The organism is Cytobacillus citreus (assembly GCF_018343665.1).
Taxonomy (GTDB): Bacteria; Bacillota; Bacilli; order Bacillales; family Cytobacillaceae; genus Cytobacillus; species Cytobacillus citreus.
This window is the reverse complement of the sequence record NZ_JAGYPM010000001.1, coordinates 526,497-544,192: the sequence shown is the minus strand read 5'-3', so window position 1 is coordinate 544,192 and position 17,696 is coordinate 526,497. Positions and strand designations below refer to the sequence as shown.

At 34.9% G+C, this 17,696-nt stretch carries 19 protein-coding genes; 1 reads left to right on the top strand and 18 read right to left on the bottom strand.

Annotation, left to right across the window (positions count from 1 at the left end; all coding sequences use genetic code 11):
• Positions 1 to 74 precede the first annotated feature (74 nt).
• The 9 genes from KHA94_RS02810 to spoIIGA form a co-directional block, all read right to left on the bottom strand.
• The gene (locus KHA94_RS02810) at positions 75 to 848 is read right to left on the bottom strand and encodes a YlmH family RNA-binding protein (RefSeq protein ID WP_213100622.1); all 774 of its coding nucleotides are present in this window, start codon (positions 846 to 848) and stop codon (positions 75 to 77) included.
• A gap of 108 nt (positions 849 to 956) precedes the next feature.
• The gene (locus KHA94_RS02805; RefSeq protein ID WP_213100621.1) at positions 957 to 1,220 is read right to left on the bottom strand and encodes a YggT family protein; all 264 of its coding nucleotides are present in this window, start codon (positions 1,218 to 1,220) and stop codon (positions 957 to 959) included.
• 6 nt (positions 1,221 to 1,226) lie between these two features.
• Positions 1,227 to 1,682, bottom strand: a complete 456-nt coding sequence (locus KHA94_RS02800; RefSeq protein WP_213100620.1) for a cell division protein SepF — start codon at positions 1,680 to 1,682, stop codon at positions 1,227 to 1,229.
• A gap of 19 nt (positions 1,683 to 1,701) precedes the next feature.
• Positions 1,702 to 2,379: a YggS family pyridoxal phosphate-dependent enzyme gene (locus KHA94_RS02795; protein ID WP_213100619.1), complete on the bottom strand. Its 678-nt coding sequence runs from the start codon at positions 2,377 to 2,379 to the stop codon at positions 1,702 to 1,704.
• The gene (pgeF, locus tag KHA94_RS02790; RefSeq protein WP_213100618.1) at positions 2,380 to 3,207 is read right to left on the bottom strand and encodes a peptidoglycan editing factor PgeF; all 828 of its coding nucleotides are present in this window, start codon (positions 3,205 to 3,207) and stop codon (positions 2,380 to 2,382) included. It abuts the gene before it with no gap.
• A 165-nt stretch (positions 3,208 to 3,372) separates the two neighbouring features.
• Positions 3,373 to 3,633 carry a YlmC/YmxH family sporulation protein gene (locus KHA94_RS02785; RefSeq protein ID WP_213100617.1) on the bottom strand — a complete coding sequence of 87 codons (261 nt, stop codon included), beginning with the start codon at positions 3,631 to 3,633 and terminating at the stop codon, positions 3,373 to 3,375.
• 185 nt (positions 3,634 to 3,818) lie between these two features.
• Positions 3,819 to 4,598, bottom strand: a complete 780-nt coding sequence (gene sigG / locus KHA94_RS02780; protein ID WP_213100616.1) for an RNA polymerase sporulation sigma factor SigG — start codon at positions 4,596 to 4,598, stop codon at positions 3,819 to 3,821.
• A gap of 553 nt (positions 4,599 to 5,151) precedes the next feature.
• Positions 5,152 to 5,871 carry an RNA polymerase sporulation sigma factor SigE gene (sigE, locus tag KHA94_RS02775; protein WP_057769686.1) on the bottom strand — a complete coding sequence of 240 codons (720 nt, stop codon included), beginning with the start codon at positions 5,869 to 5,871 and terminating at the stop codon, positions 5,152 to 5,154.
• Between the two features lie 72 nt (positions 5,872 to 5,943).
• Positions 5,944 to 6,888 carry a sigma-E processing peptidase SpoIIGA gene (gene spoIIGA, locus KHA94_RS02770; RefSeq protein WP_213100615.1) on the bottom strand — a complete coding sequence of 315 codons (945 nt, stop codon included), beginning with the start codon at positions 6,886 to 6,888 and terminating at the stop codon, positions 5,944 to 5,946.
• 312 nt (positions 6,889 to 7,200) lie between these two features.
• On the opposite strand from spoIIGA, the gene hmpA reads away from it, so the two are divergent.
• A complete protein-coding gene (gene hmpA, locus KHA94_RS02765) occupies positions 7,201 to 8,430 on the top strand; it encodes an NO-inducible flavohemoprotein (protein ID WP_213100614.1) in 1,230 nt (409 codons plus the stop codon).
• Between the two features lie 61 nt (positions 8,431 to 8,491).
• On the opposite strand, the gene ftsZ is transcribed toward hmpA, so the two are convergent.
• The 9 genes from ftsZ to spoVE form a co-directional block, all read right to left on the bottom strand.
• A complete protein-coding gene (gene ftsZ / locus KHA94_RS02760) occupies positions 8,492 to 9,631 on the bottom strand; it encodes a cell division protein FtsZ (protein ID WP_213100613.1) in 1,140 nt (379 codons plus the stop codon).
• Between the two features lie 87 nt (positions 9,632 to 9,718).
• Positions 9,719 to 11,008 carry a cell division protein FtsA gene (gene ftsA / locus KHA94_RS02755; RefSeq protein WP_213100612.1) on the bottom strand — a complete coding sequence of 430 codons (1,290 nt, stop codon included), beginning with the start codon at positions 11,006 to 11,008 and terminating at the stop codon, positions 9,719 to 9,721.
• Between the two features lie 167 nt (positions 11,009 to 11,175).
• Positions 11,176 to 11,538, bottom strand: a complete 363-nt coding sequence (locus KHA94_RS02750; RefSeq protein WP_213100611.1) for a small basic family protein — start codon at positions 11,536 to 11,538, stop codon at positions 11,176 to 11,178.
• On the bottom strand, positions 11,538 to 12,272 hold the full coding sequence (locus tag KHA94_RS02745; protein ID WP_213100610.1) for a DUF881 domain-containing protein: 735 nt from the start codon (positions 12,270 to 12,272) through the stop codon (positions 11,538 to 11,540). Before KHA94_RS02745 ends, KHA94_RS02750 begins: the two co-directional genes overlap by 1 nt.
• A 61-nt stretch (positions 12,273 to 12,333) precedes the next feature.
• Positions 12,334 to 13,068, bottom strand: coding sequence for a DUF881 domain-containing protein (locus KHA94_RS02740; RefSeq protein WP_213100609.1), 735 nt, complete (start codon positions 13,066 to 13,068; stop codon positions 12,334 to 12,336).
• A complete protein-coding gene (locus KHA94_RS02735) occupies positions 13,016 to 13,807 on the bottom strand; it encodes a cell division protein FtsQ/DivIB (RefSeq protein WP_213100608.1) in 792 nt (263 codons plus the stop codon). Before KHA94_RS02735 ends, KHA94_RS02740 begins: the two co-directional genes overlap by 53 nt.
• Positions 13,808 to 14,182: 375 nt before the next feature.
• Positions 14,183 to 15,091 (bottom strand): UDP-N-acetylmuramate dehydrogenase, encoded by a 909-nt coding sequence (gene murB, locus KHA94_RS02730; RefSeq protein ID WP_213100607.1) that lies wholly within the window; start codon positions 15,089 to 15,091, stop codon positions 14,183 to 14,185.
• A gap of 66 nt (positions 15,092 to 15,157) precedes the next feature.
• A complete protein-coding gene (gene murG, locus KHA94_RS02725; protein ID WP_213100606.1) occupies positions 15,158 to 16,261 on the bottom strand; it encodes an undecaprenyldiphospho-muramoylpentapeptide beta-N-acetylglucosaminyltransferase in 1,104 nt (367 codons plus the stop codon).
• Between the two features lie 255 nt (positions 16,262 to 16,516).
• Positions 16,517 to 17,617 (bottom strand): stage V sporulation protein E, encoded by a 1,101-nt coding sequence (gene spoVE / locus KHA94_RS02720; protein ID WP_213100605.1) that lies wholly within the window; start codon positions 17,615 to 17,617, stop codon positions 16,517 to 16,519.
• Positions 17,618 to 17,696 lie beyond the last annotated feature (79 nt).

Genomic DNA, 17,696 nt, shown 5'->3' with positions numbered 1-17,696 from the left:
TATTATAAAATAAAAAATTTAAACTTACATTCAACAATTCGACAACTTGCACCAAATTCCTGCAATATTAATTATTATTTTTGTTTTCCAGCAGCTATTTTCCATTTATCTTTTTTCGTTTTTCCTTCAATTCCAATAATCTTTGTTCGGCCAAATCCTCTAACAGAAATAATATCACTTTTTCTGCATTCAAATGCTGAATTTTCAATACTTGTCCAATTGACCTTAACGAGACCATGTTGAATCAGGCTTTGAGATTTCTGCCTTGAAATATTGAAAACAGCTGATATTACTGTATCTAACCGGAGAGATGATATTACTATAGATAATTCCAGCCAATGATCAGTTTGTTGAATTGCATTAATTAATGGCGATTTTTTCAAATTCACATTTGCTCTGCCTATTGATTCTAATTGAATACATAAGTACTCTTCAATTTCCTGAGTGACAAAAAATTGGATTCGATCTTCCTGAAAAAGAATGTCACCAAACTTTCCCCGTATTAATCCAGTCGACATTAAACTTCCAAGCACTTGTGGATGCTCTATCGTAATAAATTTCTTTGGGTAGATCACTTCATATAGAGATATATTAAAATCTTGTTCTTCACATTGAAAATATTCAGGGAAAATAAGGGCTCTCTTCCTTTCGGCTAAGCTAGTTCCGCCGAACAGGTTCACTTTCACATCATGATTAATTCCAATGATGTTATTTACAATTTCCTGTTCCCTCGGGTCTAGAAAATCCGTGAGCTTTGGAGCGTAATCAGCTTCCACTGTATTCTTCCAATTAAGAACCTGATCAATAAATTCCTTTTCTTCAGGACGATAATGCTGATAAATAGACATTCTAATATTCCCCTTCAAAAAAGCTTAGCGAATATTTCCATGAAATTAGCTCAATACATTAAAAAAAACAAAAAGGGGCCTAATAAAAAGCCCTCTTATGTTCGCAAATTATGCAATCCAAAGAAATAATTGTCTTAATCCACCTGTCGCTAATCTAAGAACTAAGATCGCAACGATAGGAGAAAAATCGATCATACCAATTGGAGGAATAATTTTTCTAAACGGTTCTAAATATGGCTCACATATTCGTGCTAAAAACTGACCAAATCCGGATTCTCTTGAATTTGGGAACCAGGACAAAAGAATATAAATGATTAAAGCCCAGGAATATATAGAAATGAGTGAAGACAACACTTGATATAAAAGTACCATTAAATATTACCACCTTGTATTTTCAAAATCTTGTTCTTGCATAATTTGAGAGATATTACCTGAAACTTCAATATTATCAGGTGTACAGAGAAATATATCTATTCCAACTTTTTGGATATCTCCACCAATTGCATAAACAGTACCGCTTAAAAAGTCAACAATTCTTTTTGCTTGATCCTTATCAATTCTTTGTAAATTTACAACTACTGCACGTCTATTTTTTAATTGATCTGCAATATCTTGAGCCTCTGCATATACCCGCGGCTCTACTAATACTACTTTCGAAGACTTTTGAACACTTTGCAGACTGACAATATTATTCTTCTGTGCCTGTTGTTTTTGATGAATTTGAGTTTGCTGTTTATTTTGCTCTGTTTCTTCTTCGATCATTTCTTCTTCCCTATCTTCATAATCATCATCATCTAGGAAGAAAAATGTTTTGAATTTTGATTTAATACTCATATCTATTTACCTCCAATTCCTAGATTTCCTCACCTACTAATGCTGTTCCAATACGGACCATAGTAGCTCCTTCTTCAATCGCTATACTATAATCATTTGACATCCCCATCGAAAGCTCGTTACACGGCGCATAATCAAGTTTTAGGTTTTGGATCTCAATTTGCAATTCTTTAAGCTTTCGAAAACATGAGCGTATAACTTTTTCATCAGAAGTTAACGGAGCCATTGTCATCAACCCGCAAACATGTATATTCGGGTATTCAATAAGCTTGGATATAAATTCATTCACTTCATGAGGCTGTAATCCATGCTTCGATTCTTCACCGGAAACATTCACTTGAACTAAACATTTTATTTGTTTCTCAGTTCGCTTATTAATTTCATTTGCAAGTGATATTCTATCCAAAGAGTGAATATATTCAACTTTATCTATTATATTTTTCACTTTCCGTGTTTGTAGTGATCCAATATAATGCCATACAGGCTTGTCCTTTAACTCTTCCCATTTTTCCAATAGCCCATCATCTCTATTTTCTCCTAAATGAACAACACCTGCATTAAGAGCTTCTAATGCTCTGCTAGTTGAGACATATTTAGTTACTGCAATTATTTTTATATCTTCTATATTACGTTCAGACTTTTCACATGCTTCTTTTATTTTTAATTGGATTTCTTTCAGATTCTCTACTACTTTCATTTAAGACTGTAAATCCTCCTTCCAGCCAATAAAACTCATCATTCTTCCAGTTTTCCCTTTATCTCTTCGGTGTGAGAAAAAATGGTCATTTTGACAGCTGGTGCATAAATTTGATACTTTTATGTTTTTTTCAAAGACTCCAGATTGAATAAGGATTTCTTTATTTAATTGTTTTAGGTCAAGATAATATTGATTCTCTTCAATTTGATTATATGGTTTATTATCAATATCTTCTAGTCTATTTTCGATTATTGATATAACATGATCATCAACTATATAACAGTTTCTGCAAATTGAAGGACCGATCACCACATGAAGGTCTTCTAAATCCATTCCTTCATTTTTAAATAAATTTACCATTTCTCTTGCAATGCCATTTACAGTCCCTTTCCAGCCTGCATGAGCAGCACCAATTGCTCCTGTACTTTCATGACAAAAGTAGAGAGGAACACAATCAGCATAGCATAAAGTTAATAATAGGCCTTTTTCGAAAGTAAAAAAACCATCCGTTCCATTGAAAGACTCCTCATAATCAACCGAGCCTTTACCACCATAGACTTTTGATACCTTTTGAATGTGAATCTCATGTGTTTGTTCAGCCCCAACCCATGTATCAAGCGGAAATTTTAATATTTTTGCTATTGATTCACGATTTTTCCTAACGGATTCTGATGAATCCTTTACATGGAGACCAAGGTTCATGGAAGAAAAATGATTTTTGCTAAATCCACCATTTTTACTTGTAAAGCCTGCCAATAAACCGGGAAATATTTCAGTCCATTCTTTTATGACAAAATATTCGCTTCTATTCAAAATAAATGGGTCCATTTAACAATCCTCAACTTGTCTAGCGCAAGCAGCCATCCTCTAAGTACAAGACGTTGCAGGTATTAGTTTACGTTCCTCTTTCAATTAGCTTGCGCACTTCTCATTTTTCTATAGTTTACCACACACGAAGATGTCTTCACAGTTAAATGAAATTTTTTTACACCCTTATTCGACGTCCTTCATCACACTTTCATCCTTGAATCTTACTAATATGACATCTTCCCCAATTTTTAATATATTTTTCCACGGGATAATGATATCTTCTTCACGACCAAAAAAACCTAACACTTTGCCAGTTCCGCCAATAATAACTGCATTTATTTCTCCCGTCTGAACATTAATATCAATATCTCCTATATTTCCAAGCTTCTTTCCATTTGCCACGTTAATGACATCTTTTTGTTGGAATTCTGAAATTTTGATCATTGCCTCCCACCTCCACCTTTTTGTCCCTGATTTATATATATGAATTTATTTAATAAATTATTGTTATATGCAGAAAGAAAAAGCTGGATACTCATTACGTATTGTTAAACCTCAATCAGTTGAGATTTTACAGCCCGTTAATTAGGGATAAAAATATACAAAGCTAAAGCTGCCAAATGGCAGCTTTAGCTTTGTATATTTTTATTCATTTGTTTTATTGCGGCTTTTTCAAGTCTTGATACTTGGGCTTGAGAAATGCCAATTTCCTCCGCAACTTCCATTTGGGTTTTCCCTTGAAAAAAACGCTTTCTTAAAATGAGCTTTTCCCGCTCGTTTAACCTTCTCATCCCTTCTTTTAACGCTATTTCCTCAATCCATTGAATATCCTTGTTTTTTTCATCGCTTAGTTGGTCCATCACATAAATCGGATCTCCGCCATCATTGTAGATAGGTTCAAACAAAGAAACTGGATCCTGAATAGCATCTAAAGCAAAAACAATTTCCTCATGCGGTACATCTAGTTCCTTCGCGATCTCCGCTGCTGTTGGTTCTTTTGATGTTTTACTCATCAAGCGTTCTCTCACTTGCAATGCTTTGTACGCAATATCCCTTAATGAACGAGAGACTCGAATTGGATTATTATCCCGCAAATACCTTCTAATCTCTCCGATAATCATGGGAACAGCATAGGTGGAAAACTTTACGTTTTGACTTAGATCAAAATTATCAATAGATTTCATAAGACCGATACAGCCGACCTGGAATAGGTCATCGACAAATTCACCCCTATTATTAAAACGCTGAATAACACTGAGAACAAGGCGTAAATTACCATTGACGAGTTTTTCCCGTGCGGTTATATCACCCTTATGCATTTGCTTGAAGAGCTCTCTCATTTCTTCGTTTTTCAAAACTGGAAGCTTTGAAGTATCAACACCGCAAATTTCTACTTTATTTCGAGTCAATCTTTTCCCTCCTCACAGGAGCTGCTGTACAAAAAACAGTATTTCCTTGGGGAGGAAAATTATGCACCTTCATTCAAGCAACTAATACGAGAAAAAAAGCCAAACTCCATAAAAGCTAGCCTTATTTAGCTATTTTATATGTAAAAAATTTTTAAATAAAAAAATAATGCAAATAAAAAAACTGTGGAAAAGCGTACAATTTGTTTTCTTAAAGATAGAGAAAACAATTTGTACGCATAACTCCACAGTCATTTGTTTTATTTTCTATATAGTTATGTTAAATTTCTCTGTTGATTTCCGCTACAGGCACTAAAGCGTAGCGGGCGGTCCGGAAGCCTCCTCGTCGCTATCGCTCCTGCGGGGTCTCCCTTTGACTAGCTTCTCCCGCAGGACGTTGAATAATCTTCCCCGAATAAACACCGCACGAAGGAAATGCGAATGCATTTTCAAGGATCTCGAGCCTTCCGCTCCAATCAACAACAAAATAGCATTATCAACACTGAACTTTAACACAGCCTTCTAAATAACAACCTTTTACAAAGATTGTACAACCCTATACCATTTTATTAAATTCTTTCTTTAACCTTTTAATAATTCTCTTTTCTAACCTAGAGATATACGATTGTGAAATACCAAGCATATCAGCTACATCCTTTTGCGTTTTTTCCTCTCCTGTTCCAAGACCAAACCTAAGTTCCATAATTTGCTTCTCACGATCAGATAATTGATGCAAAGCTTTTGATAATAACTTCTTGTCTACATTCGCTTCTAGATCCTTTGTAATAATGTCTTCTTCCGTTCCTAGAACATCAGAAAGCAAAAGCTCATTTCCATCCCAATCAATATTTAAAGGCTCGTCAAATGAAACTTCTGAACGAATTTTGTTATTTCTTCTTAAATACATTAATATTTCGTTCTCTATGCACCTTGATGCATAAGTGGCAAGTTTTATTTTCTTCTCTGGATTAAAGGTATTAACTGCCTTGATAAGCCCGATTGTGCCAATGCTAATTAAATCTTCAATATTAATTCCCGTATTTTCAAACTTTCTTGCAATATAAACTACTAGCCTTAAATTTCTTTCAATTAAAATAGATCTTGCTGCTTTATCCCCGTTTGGAAGCTTTTCTAATAAAAGCTCTTCCTCCTCTTTACTTAAAGGAGGAGGCAGTGCTTCGCTTCCACCAATATAGTATACTTCATCTGATTTAAGGCCAAGTTTCATTAATAATTTATACCAATAGTATGATAAGCGAAGTTTTATGCGTTTCAAGATTTGTCCTCCCTCTAAATTTCTATTTCAAAAAGATTAAAACTACGAGTAATAAGCCCCTTTATAATTCAGTCATGCATGTTTTACAAGAATATCACTTTTCACCTTCTTTATTGTAGTTAGCATTTTAGGATGGACAATACATTGGAAGGCGTTTTCTGCAGATAGCTGCTGCAACGAAAATGATACAAGACCTCTCTCCACTTTATAAAGTTCATTCTCTTTTTCTATAATAATTTCATCTGGTTTTACTGCTATAATAAGCTGGTGTTCTTGTCCAACGACTTTGTATGGAATAACCCTCATTTTATGAACCCATTCTGAAGCTATCTGCTCTTCTCCATTTATAAAATTTTCGGGACTTTGAGCTACTTTTACTAATTCTTCCGGAAAATTTTCTTTCAGACCTTTTATTGAAATAAACATCACAGGCATTTTTGTAATAGGGTCATAAAGCTGATTCCCACTATCTACTAACCCTTTAAATGAGTATGATTCTCCATTGATTGTAACAATCACTTTGATTAAGGAATCATACTGTATTTTTGTCATTTCAATTTCTTCCATTTTTCGCTTTGAAAAATGCCATACAATTGGAAATCCGAGAAGAACAAACAACCAGCTAATTGGGTCACCAAACCCTTTTACACTTGCAAGAAAAACAGAGGATGTTAGCTGGGAATCAAATTTAATAAAATAATGAACACCTATCAGAGATCCACCTACTAAAAAAGTCATTAAATAAAAAGTCGTAAGCACTTTAATAAAATATCGAAATCTTTTATATCCAAATGCTATTAATATCATGAAAATAGAAAATAATAATTTTGTTAATGGATGGCCCGAATAGGTATTTAAAGGGGTTACAGATAATAATATAATTACTGAACCAACTAAGCCTCCTGCAAATAGTCTCCAGATTTTTAAATTCCTTTTTAATATTAACGCCGTTAAATAAAGAAGTAGGCTATCAAATAATAAATTTAATACCCAAATAATATCCAAATAGACCTCCAATCTTCATCCTCCTTATCGATTGGTAGGAACATAATTAGAGCATAGGGAACCGATAGAATAATAAGAATTATTACTAGCTTTTTAAGCCTATCAATCTGTTAAAAAAAGTATAGCGTATACCATTGTATAAAGTGTGTCACTTTCTGGAACGAAAACTTTAGAAATTTCCACTATTCTTTTCGTATTTTGTCATTATTTATCTTTTGTTGTTTAAATTCTCCTTTGCTAGTAAATGTGTGATTTAAATCACAATCCAACTTTTTTAAATCACCTATAATTATAGTGACAATAAAGCAAAGGAGTTTGGACATCATGTTAGATCAAAAAACAATTGATATTATTAAAAGCACAGTACCAGTCCTAGAACAACATGGAGAAAAAATTACAAAGAGATTTTATGAAATAATGTTCAACAACCATCCTGAGTTATTAAATATTTTTAATCATGCAAACCAAAAACTAAGCCGTCAGCAAAAAGCATTAGCAAACGCTGTATATGCAGCGGCAAAATATATTGACCAGCTTGAAACGATTATTCCAGTCGTTACACAAATTGGACATAAGCATCGATCATTAGGGATCAAGCCGGAACACTACCCAATTGTCGGTGAGCATTTGCTCTTAGTAATTAAAGATGTTTTAGGGAATGCAGCAACAGATGAAATTATCAATGCATGGGCTAAAGCATATGAAGTAATTGCAAATGCGTTTATTCATGTAGAAAAAAATTTATATGACTCTGCAGAAAATCAGCATGGAGGATGGAAGGATTTCAGAGAATTCAAAGTGGAAAAAGTCGTTAAAGAAAGTGATGTTATTACATCGTTTTACTTTAAGCCTATAGATGATAAACCGATCGCAGAATTTATTCCAGGTCAATATATAAGCATTAAATTGTCCACTATACCTAACGAACAATATACACATATTCGTCAATATAGCTTATCCCAATCACAAGATAAATCTTACTATCGAATTTCTGTAAAAAGGGAAGATCTTATGGATGAAAAGCCTGCGGGGATCGTTTCAAACTATTTGCATAATTATGTCAAAGCTGGGGATATCATCGAAATCAGTGCACCTGCTGGAGAATTTGTTTTAGAGGAACAAGCAGACAAGCCAACCATTCTTCTTAGTGGAGGAGTCGGAATCACACCTATGCTTTGTATGCTTCACCAATTAGCTAATAAACAACAAGAAACAACTTTTATCCATGCAGCAATCAATGGTAATGTCCATGCTTTTGTTGATGAAGTAAAGCAAATTGTAGAGAAGAACGATTTAGTAAAAAGCTATTATTGCTATGAAAAATCAACGGAAACTGATATAGAAGCAGCTATATTCGATAAAGAAGGCTTTATTACTTCAGAATGGTTAAATAAGATCGTAAAAAATAAAGAATCCATTGTCTATATGTGTGGACCAGTCAGCTTTATGCAAGCTATGTATGAAGTATTAGTAGAATCAGGCTTTAAAAAGGAAAATATTCGTTATGAGTTCTTTGGACCTGCCATGGAACTTAAAGAACCTCAAACAGTTTAATATGCATAAACAGAGGCATGACTATAAAATAGTCATGCCTCTGTTTCAGTTTCTCTTCTAATTATTTTCTCCGATTTCTGTTGCGAAGGAATGTTGGTATATCAAGTGTATCTTCGCCTTGTTGAGAAAAATTAGTTCTAACTGGTTCTTGTGTAACCTCTTCTCTTTTTGGTTCACGATTAACAGTATTCATTGACGGTTTTTGCTGCTGACCAAAACTTGGTCTTGTCACTTTTGCATGAGTACTTTCTTCATTAAATCCAGTTGCAATGACAGTAACAACTATTTCATCATTTAAATTCTCGTTAATAACTGAACCAAAGATCATATTTACATCTTGATCAGATGCAGAAGCTACAATATCAGCAGCCTCTTGAACCTCATAAAGGCTGATATTTGTTCCGCCAGTGATATTCATTAGAACTCCCTGAGCTCCATCAATCGATGTTTCTAATAATGGTGATGAAATCGCTTTTTTCGCTGCTTCTGTGGCACGATTTTCTCCAGAAGCTACACCAATACCCATTAATGCAGAACCTTTGCTTGACATAATCGTTTTAACATCGGCAAAGTCAAGATTAATTAAACCAGGTTTTGCGATTAAATCTGATATACCTTGGACACCTTGACGAAGAACATTATCAGCTTCACGGAATGCTTCAAGCATTGGCGTGCTTTTATCAACAATTTCTAATAAACGATCATTAGGAATAACGATTAAGGTATCTACTGCCTCCTTCATAGAAGCAATACCTCCAGCAGCTTGGGTTTGGCGCTTACGTCCTTCAAAGGTAAAAGGACGAGTAACTACTCCAACTGTTAATGCTCCTAAGTCTCTGGCAATTTGAGCAATTACCGGAGCCGCACCAGTACCTGTTCCTCCACCCATACCGGCTGTAACGAATACCATATCAGCACCTCTGAGTGCTTCTTCAATTTGTTCTTTGCTTTCTTCAGCAGCCTTTTTCCCTACTTCTGGATTAGCTCCTGCACCAAGGCCGCGCGTAAGTTTGCCTCCAATTTGCATTCTTACTTCAGCCTTTGATAGATTCAGTGCTTGGGCATCTGTATTGACTGCAATAAATTCTACTCCTTGTACACCATGCTCAATCATACGGTTAACAGCGTTGTTACCGCCGCCGCCAACGCCGATGACTTTAATTGTTGCTAATGAATCTAAATTAGTATCAAATTCCAACATGACAAATCCTCCTAATTCGTCGATATCCCAAAGAATACCTTTATTTGATTGCTTTTTCTTTCAGGCAATATCCTTCCTCTGAAATAGCTATTCAAAAAAGTATCCGAGGAACTTCTTCACTCTTGATGTTATTTTTTCTTCCGGTTGTTTTTCCGGCTTTTTTGGTTGCGGTTGTTTTGGTACTCGTTTTTCTTTTATTTCTGGAGTATGAACAGGGGCCCCTTCCCCCGCAACTTTCCTACCTTGCACTTTCGCATTTTTATACGCAAATTTTATTAAACCTACTGCTGTTGTAAACTGAGGCTCCCGAACACCAATATAATCTGGAATAGCAATCCGGACTCGATTTTGAAATATTACTTGAGCTAATTCAAGTATTCCTTGTGTATTAGCAACCCCACCTGTTAATACAAATCCACCTGGCAAGTCTTGGGAACCTAATCTTCTCACTTCATTTTGAATAAGATCAAATATTTCTTCCATACGAGCTTCGATAATATCTGATATTTCCAACTGGTTGAATTGCTGATGCTGGTCGCTTCCAATAATCGGTACACTGAAAACTTCTTCTTCAGATGCATGATCATAAAAAGCGTACCCATATTTCATTTTTATTTTTTCTGCATCTTCTGTTGATGTTCGAAGGCCTATAGAGAGATCTTTCGTAATATGATCTCCTCCAACAGGCAGGACACTCGTTGCTATCAGGTTTCCGTGATCAAATAATGCAATAGTGGTGGAGCCTCCTCCAATATCAACGAGGGCCACTCCAAGATTCTTTTCATCCTTTGAAAGGGCGTATGCACCGGCAGCCAGTGGCTGCAGAGTTATATCAATAATCTCAAGTCCTGCTCGCTCAACACATCGTAATGTATTATGTAAAATTGTTTTCGATCCTGTAATAATGGTGCCTTCCATTTCAAGGCGAACACCTATCATACCTCGAGGATCACTTATTTCATCTAATCCATCAACAATGAATTGCTTTGGAATGACATCGATAATATCTCTTTCGGGAGGAATCGAAACCACTTGGGCGGCATCAATGACTCGAGCAACATCATCATTCGTTATCTCTCTATTTTCGCTTGAAACAGCCACAACTCCATGACAAGGCTGAAGCATTACATGGTTGCCAGTAATGCCTACTATCACACTAGTAATTTCCATTCCTATCATTCTTTCAGCCTGTTCAATTGCCTTTCTAATTGAATGAACGGTTTCATCAATATCGACTATAGCTCCTTTTTTTAAGCCATCGGATCGTACACTGCCGACACCAATAATATTTAAAGAGTCATTGACCATTTCACCTATGATAACTTTTACATTGGATGTACCGATGTCAAGACTTACATAGATTTCATTGTTGTTCATTCTTTGGCACCTCCCTTTGCTCATCCTTAAAAAATTGATCGAGCTATTTCTTATAAAAAAGATTAAAACTTGTCATTGCTTCATTCAAACACTATAATGTCAATTTTCACTTACAAAGTTACTACTAAAATTATTCGTCAAAATTAACAATTTCCCTTTAGAAAAAATTAATTTTTTTCAGTTTTTTCACGAATCACTGACCATTTTGTCAATAAAATCCTTCTAATCACTGCAATATTTTGGAATAATCTCACTCCAAATGCAAATACAGCAGCTAAGTATAAGTCTACACCAAGATGGACACCTAGAAAAGCTAAACTTGCAGCGAGCAAAATATTGAAAAAGAAACCTGAAACAAAGACTCTTTCATCATAAATATTTTGAAGCTGGGCGCGGATTCCACCGAATAAAGTATCAAGTGCTGCTAAAACAGCAATTGATAAATAATTCGAATATTCATCAGGAATTTTTATTTCTGTTAGCAGACCGAGAATGACACCTATGATCAATCCTAGTACAGGAAGCCACATTATGAATTGCCTCCTTTTTCAGAATCCATAGGCTTCATATCCCTTATTCTAATTGTATTTTGATAAGCTGGTATTTCTATCATTTCATCTGGTTTAACTACTTTTACTCTTAGGTTATCAACAAAAAATTCATCAGCTGATTTTGAAACTTGCATTCGTTTAAATAGCTTGTCCGCTGATTTTGCATTTTCAGCAATTACTTTAATTTCGATGGGAAATCCATTTAAGGAATGACCATCAATTTTTGTTTCTCCATTAATATCCCTGATTACGGTTGTATTAATAATACGCTGGTTATCAATTGATATTTGCATCGCACCATACATATTTAATTCGTTTACAAGCCTTTTTAATAAATCTGGCGAAACAGTTGAAACGGCTGTACCAAGTAATAATTCTTCATAGATTGGCTCAATTATTAGTATGATGCCATTTCCATTCACATCTGTTAATCCTGCTTCAGCTTTTAATTCACCGAGTGTATCACGAAGAACCTGTTCTTTACTTTGTTTTAGTTCAGTTTCGTATTTGGAAATTTTCTCCTCATTCGAACGTACTTCACGAATTAGTTTTAGTTGGAGTTCATTTTCTTTAATCAAATCTTCCCTCAATTGCCATGTATCTCGTGTATCACGTACAACTGGCTCTTTAACCGTTCGAAATTGTATAGCAAGCATAAAGCCAATAATGACGGTTATGAGGGTGAAACTAATATTTTTTTTATATTTGTCCACGTTTTCCCACCTTACTTTCCAACTAATCTAAACTGTGGACGATTTAGGAGGATTATTGCAGCTAGCTCCCTAATAAAGGCTCCATAATAATTTCAGGTTTTTCCTCAAGAGTAAACTGAATATTATCATTTACTAATGAGTCCTTTACACCTCCTGTCAAGTTCAGTGCAGATGATAACACTTCCGAATCTCCAATAGCAGTAATGACAAAAGGTGCAGGATGTTGATAGCCATCAATCTCAATTACAGGTCCATTGCAAAGGATATAAGAATTATGAGAAAGCCTCTGTCCATTAATTGCAATAGCAGATGCACCTGATATATATAACTCATTAATAACTTTAAACACATGGTGCTCATGAACAATATAATTATTTACATTTTCTTCATCCGGATTATAAGCTCCATCCGCAAGAGTTACTTCAACACCTTGGCCCTTAACTTTAACTTTTCCTAAATACATTCTATACTTCTCAGTGTCTTCAGCAAGATTAAAATAAATTTGAGCTTCTTGTGACAATTCCTTTTCAATTTCCCGAACTCTTTCTTGTTTTTCATTTAATTCCTTCTGTAATGAACGATTTTTTTCCTCAAGTTCAACTAATTGATTACGAAGCTCTATGTCTCTTTCCCATTGTTTACTTGTTATCGTTGAATTATTATTATCACTTTGTTGGGTCAGGTGATAAGAAAAAGCAATCATATAACCAAGTACAAGAAACACTAAAGAAAAAATAACATGATTACCCTTCACTTTCATCTTCTTCTTCAACTTGATCAGCTCCCTCTTGTTCATAAGCTTTAAAATAAGAGCCGACTTCCAAATCGATAATACCCTTTTTGTCTGGGTCCAGTTGGCTAACAATTGAAGGATAATGAGTCATTTTCTCAGCAAAGCTTCTAACTGTAGCACTGACTTCAAAACCATCATTCATATAAAGTGTTATATGGAAAGAATCAGTTTTTTTGGGAGTATGATATATTTCAGAAATTGAATTTAAGACTACTTCAGGCAATTCTTCAAGTTCTTTAATCATTCCATCTAATTCTTTACCTTCTGAAAAACCAATAAGAATAGGGGCAGATGCAGGAATTTCTGCTGTTTTACTATTTTTTAGTACTTGTCCATTTTCCAAAACAGGAAGATAATTTTTATCTTTCATTATGTATGCAATTCGTTTGTATTCCTGAATAGATATTTCAACAGTATTCGGTAAATGGATTTGAACTTTTGCAGATTTTACTTCAGTTAACTTCTCTAAATTACTCTTAATGACCTTTTCTTCTACCTGCCAAATATTTGTTTTCTCGCTAATCCCTGATAAGGCAATTAATTCATCATTACTGTAAATAGAGTTTCCTGAAATATGAATTTTATTAACATGACTTAATGGTGACTGGAAATAAATGATTAATGAGATAAGCGTAAAAAATATTAGCAGTAAAACAATTAGCCGTCTATTCGCTTTTTTTCGCCTCTGCTGTTTTAGCTTAGGAATACGGTCCTCTAGAGAAACAACCTTTCCTTTTTCCATTCCCATACACCTCTTTAAAAAACACTCATAACTTTCTAATGGCAATCTTTGGAAAAATTTGACGTTCGCCAAGCGAGTTCCTTAGTTTTCCAAATCCGTTAGCAGAGCCGTCATCTATATTTCAATATCACTTTAGTATGCTAATAAACTTAAACCTTTCGATTACTTAAGAAAAATTGTGTTCGCTAAGTTCTGGCTGCGAAGATAAGTTTAAGTTAAGCAATCACCCGAATAGGTCTTTTATATCATTTTTCTGAAAAAAGAGAAACAACGGCACGAATTTACATGCCGTCTTTTAAGAGAAAAAGACTAAAAACCACTGTCTCAATGAAATATTATATCACAGCAAATGGAATAAGTAAGGATTAATTCCCGTTACTTTCGACCGATTATTTCAACCTCAGTTTCAATATTTATAGTGTACAATTCATAAATTGTTTTTTTAATATATTTAATCAGCGCTAATACATCTTCAGCTTTTGCATTTCCTGTATTAACAATAAAATTTCCGTGCATGTCAGATATTTTTGCCCCGCCAATTGAGTAACCCTTTAATCCAGCAGCCTCAATCAATTTCCCAGCATAATTTGGTAATGGATTTCTAAAAATACTGCCTGCACAAGGGAAATTCCATGGCTGTGTTTCTTTTCTATAGTCTTTATTTCTTTGCATTTCTGCAGAAATAGAATCCTTATCGCCTTCTTTTAAATCAAAAACAGCTTCTAATACAATACCAGGACGTTTTTTCTGTAGAATAGAAGTTCTATAAGAAAATTCCATTTCTTCATTTGTCAACCAAGCTACTTCTCCATCCTCGAATAGAACATGTGATTTTGTAATAATCTTGGAGATATCAGATCCATGTGCACCTGCATTCATATAAACTGCCCCTCCAATGGATCCTGGTATCCCACTAGCAAACTCTAGACCTGAAAGCCCTTTTCTGCTTAGTTGAGTCGAAAGACTTACAAGAGAGTAACCTCCGCCAACCTTTACCTTGTTTCCAATCAACTCCATGTTTGATACTCCTACACCGAGCTTGATCACAGCCCCTGCAATACCAGCATCAGAAATAAGCAGGTTTGAACCTCTCCCAATGGCTGTCCATTCCACTTTATATTCACGTAAAATCTCCATTGTCTTTATTAAGTTTTCAATGGACGTGGGCTCTATAAACAAATCCGCAGGTCCACCTATTTTCATTGTTGAATGATTGGATAATGGTTCATTTTCCTTTATTTTCCCAATATCTAGCTCATTTAGCTTCGTAATTATTTCGTTCATAAAAACCTCCCTTTCTATTCGAAAAGTAAGAATTGATATTAGTTTATGCACTTTCACTCACGAGGGCTACTGCCCTCTTTTTTCTACGAGTTCCTCCATTAGACGGAAAAGTCTCTTAGCGGCATCTGGAATACCTAATTTTTTTGCATCCTTTTTCATTTCTGATAATCTCTTATCATCTAATAAAATTAAGTCCATAAGCTCAACAAGTTTTTTTCCTGTTAAATCTTTTTCTAATAGTATTTCTGCAGCACCGTGCTCGCTCAAGGACCTTGCGTTCTTTTCCTGATGGTTATTTGTCACATATGGGCTCGGAATGAGAATGCTTGGAATTCCTAGTGAGGTTAACTCTGCTAAAGTGGTAGCGCCTGCTCTAGCTACCGTTAAATCCGTTCCTGCAAGAACTTCAGGCATATTATGAATAAAAGGTTTAATGATAACATTTTCTGAGCTGCCAACTAATTGCACCTCTTTTAGAACTTCTTCATAATGCACATCACCTGTCACATATAATATTTGATACGGTTTTTCACCAAGTTCTGCCAAGGATTTAAGAACAGCTTCATTAATTGGCCTCGCTCCCCTGCTCCCCCCAAAAATAAGAACAACAGGGATATCCGTCTTTAAACCAATAGAAAGTCTTCCTTTTATTCCATCCTTACCAAGCACCTCAGACGCACGAGGATTACCAGTTAATACAACTTTTTCTTGCGGAAAGAACGAGCTAGCTTCTTCAAAACAAACTGCTATCCGGTCAACATATTTACTAAGAAATTTATTTGTCAAACCTGGAACACTATTTTGCTCATGAATTATCGTTGGAATACCCAATTTACTTGCGGCGTAAACAACTGGACCGCAAACATAACCGCCTGTCCCAATAACAACATCAGCGTTAAATTCCTTTATTATTTTTTTGCTTTCTCTTACACCTTTCAAAAAACGGAAAACTGTTTTAATGTTTTCTAATGACAGCTTTCTTTTAAAGCCCGTTATATGTATTGATTTAAATGGTATATTTTCTCTAGGGACAAGATTGCTTTCCAGCCCTTTTTCAGTTCCTATATATAAAAATTCTGCATCCTTTTTCTCTTTTTGTATTTCTCTTATAAGGGCCAGTGCCGGATAAATATGTCCACCAGTCCCTCCACCACTTACTACTACTTTCATTTTTTCACCTCAAAGCAGGGTATAAACATTTGTGCATAATAAATGTGGTATTAGCACACCTGCACTTTCCCCTATTCTACTATATAAAAACCACTGATTAGAAATGGAAAACATATTGACACGTAAATGTAATATTTATTAGTAAAAATATCTTCATTTTTATATCTAAGTAATGCTGTTATAACAAAAAGAAACCCTGTATCCCAGGGTCAAACATTTATGATTAAATTTAACTTTTCTCCAGTTAGAGAATGTCTAGTACCTTGAATATCTGCTTATATTCAAAAGGACACCCACAGCCATTAACATGAGGGTTAAAGAAGATCCCCCATAGCTTAAAAAGGGAAGTGTTATCCCTGTTACAGGCATTAGCCCAATAACTACACCTATATTAATCATGACTTGGATGGCAATCATGGCAATAATCCCTACAGCTAAAAAACTGCCGAAAAGATCAGGTGCTCCTAAAGCTATTCTTATTCCTCTCCATAACAAAAGAGAAAATAATAAAATGACGAAGGAACCACCGATAAATCCAAGCTCTTCTGAAAGAATAGCAAAAATAAAGTCCGTTTGCGGTTCAGGTAAATAGAAGAATTTTTGTCTGCTTTGACCGAGTCCTAATCCGAATAATCCTCCAGGTCCAATCGCAAATAACGATTGTATAATCTGAAATCCACTACCTAAAGGGTCTTCCCAAGGATCTAAAAAAGATGTAATTCGTTTAATCCGATATGGAGCAGATAAAATCAATCCTACAAATCCTAATAGACCGATAAGACCTAAAACGATAAAATGACTAATCCTAGCCCCAGCAATAAAAATCATAACTATACAAGTTCCAACCATTACAGTTCCTGTACCAAGATCAGGTTGAAGCATAATTAATCCAAATGCTAAAAACACGAGCCCTAATGAAGGTGCTAACCCTTTCGTAAAAGAGGTTATAAGTTTTTGTCGTTCAGATAAAAACTTTGCAAGAAAAATAATCATCGCAATCTTCATAAATTCTGAAGGCTGAATGGAGAAAGCACCAACACCTATCCAGCTTCTCGAACCATTTCTTTCAATCCCAATACCAGGAATTAGAACTACGAGCAATAACACAAAACAAATGATGATTATCACTTTTGCCCAAGTTCTCCAAGCCCAATAATCGACATTCATAATAAAAAACATCGCTACTATCCCAATAACAGCAAAGAGCATCTGTCTTTTTGCAAAAAAGAATGAATCATTAAATTTATACTCTGCCCATACAGCACTTGCACTGTAAACCATTGTTAATCCTACTGCAAGCAAAGTTAAGGTAACAATGAATAGAATAAGATCGGGAGTCGTTCTTTTTGTTGGCAATACAAAACACCTCGAATGCAAGTTTTAGGGCTTTGTAAATTACGCTTCTTCAGCGAAAAAGATGACTCCCATTGTTGTT